Genomic DNA, 1,562 nt, shown 5'->3' with positions numbered 1-1,562 from the left:
GCCCCACCCGAACGCCGAGCCGCGGTAGACCCGCCCGCGGCCCGCATCGAGTCCATGATCACCCGCTTGGCGTTAACCGCTGTTCCCCAAGGCCGGTTGGGGCCGGAGATGGCGCCGAGCTGGGACAGGCCGTCGAGGATGTCGGCGCAGGTCCAGTACTCGACGAACCGGCCGTCGCAGACGCGCAGGATGTCGTTGCCGGAGAAGGAGATCTTCGTGCCGACGGGGGCGGTGGCCTGGGGGATGCCGCCGGTGTAAGTGGCGCGCATGGTCCAGCGGGCGGAGATCAGGTCGCCGTCGACGATCGGGCCGAGGTCGCCAGCCTGCTCGCCCTGGAACCAGGCCCCCGCACCACGGGGGAAATCGCGGACCTGACAGGTCTGACCTCCGGATCGGCCACCCGCCTGGTCGACCGCCTCCAGAAAGCCGGCCTCGCCGAACGTCACCCCGACCCCCACGATCGGCGCAAGGTGCTCGTCACCCTCACCCGCGGCCGCACCCCCGAGATCGAAGCCGCCTGGGACACCCCCGGCAAAGCCTTCGACCAGGCACTGGAGGACTTCACCGACGACGAGCTCACCATCATCGAGCGATACCTGCGGCGCACCACCGCACAGACCGCACGCCTGCGCGCCGACTGACCCGACAACCGCCCGGTCGCCCTCCGGGGGCATCCGCACGTGATCTTCAGAAAACCTCGTTTTCTGAAGATCACCGGACGGGGGTCCGCGCCCCCCGCAGGACCTTCAAAAAACCCTTCAAAAACCTGGGTCATTCAAGAACCCCGGACCACCGTTTTCTGACATGACCCGGGGTCATGAGTGACCTCCCGGAGCCGTCCGGCCATCCCGAACTCCTTGTCGCCGAGCCGCTGGTGCGTACTGAGATCAAGATCGGGTACGCGCGGGTGTCGACCGGCGGGCAGAAGCTCGAACGGCAGATCGACGCCCTCACCGCCGCCGGGTGCCGGAAGATCTTCTCCGACAAGAAGTCCGGCAAGACCGACCTTCGCGCGGAGCTGAAGGCGTGCCACGCCTTCCTCGACGCCGGCGACACCCTCGTCGTCCCCTCGCTCGACCGCTACGGCCGCAGCCTCCAGGACCTCATCAACATGGTCGCCGAACTGCGCGAGCGAGGCATCGGCTTCACCTCGCTGCACGAGAACCTCGACACGACCACCCCCGGCGGCCGGCTCGTCTTCCACGTCTTCGCCGCCCTGGCGGAGTTCATCCGCGAACTCATCGTCCAGGGCACCCGCGAAGGCCTGGCCGCCGCCCGGGCCCGCGGCCGGGTCGGCGGACGCCCCACCGTCGCCACCGAGGAAGTCATCCGCGCCGCCCGCGACCTGCTGCCCGACCCCGGCCGCTCCATCACCTCGATCGCCAAGCTCCTCGGCGTCTCCCCGGGCACCCTCTACAACCACATCCCCGACCTGCGCGACCTGCGCGCCGGCGCCGTTCCCCACCAGCTAGTGCTGTGACCGGAAACGATCACCGGGTTGGGTGAGCGTCTCAAGCTGCCGGTGCGAGGGGCCTGCCGCCCCAGCGGATGCCCTTCTCACT

The 1,562-nt window shown here is 69.3% G+C and carries 3 protein-coding genes; 2 read left to right on the top strand and 1 reads right to left on the bottom strand.

The annotated features are described in order from the left end of the window. Positions 1–446: ester cyclase (locus ABZ194_RS30305; protein WP_355600435.1), on the bottom strand; the 446-nt coding region annotated here is incomplete at its 3' end. Between ABZ194_RS30305 and ABZ194_RS30300 the strand changes: the two genes are divergently transcribed. Then, a complete protein-coding gene (locus ABZ194_RS30300; RefSeq protein ID WP_355600434.1) occupies positions 333–641 on the top strand; it encodes a MarR family transcriptional regulator in 309 nt (102 codons plus the stop codon). The two genes, ABZ194_RS30305 and ABZ194_RS30300, sit on opposite strands and share 114 nt — an antisense overlap. A gap of 176 nt (positions 642–817) precedes the next feature. Further along, complete coding sequence (locus tag ABZ194_RS30295) at positions 818–1,480, top strand: recombinase family protein (protein WP_355600433.1); 663 nt, start codon at positions 818–820, stop codon at positions 1,478–1,480. Positions 1,481–1,562 lie beyond the last annotated feature (82 nt).

Source organism: Streptosporangium sp. NPDC006007 (genome assembly GCF_040614315.1).
Taxonomy (GTDB): domain Bacteria; phylum Actinomycetota; class Actinomycetes; order Streptosporangiales; family Streptosporangiaceae; genus Streptosporangium.
This window is presented reverse-complemented; position numbering and strand designations above follow the sequence as displayed.

Excerpts from the sequence above, each read along its gene's own strand:
- ABZ194_RS30295 (WP_355600433.1), top strand. The coding sequence starts at position 818 with ATGAGTGACCTCCCGGAGCCGTCCGGCCATCCCGAACTCCTTGTCGCC.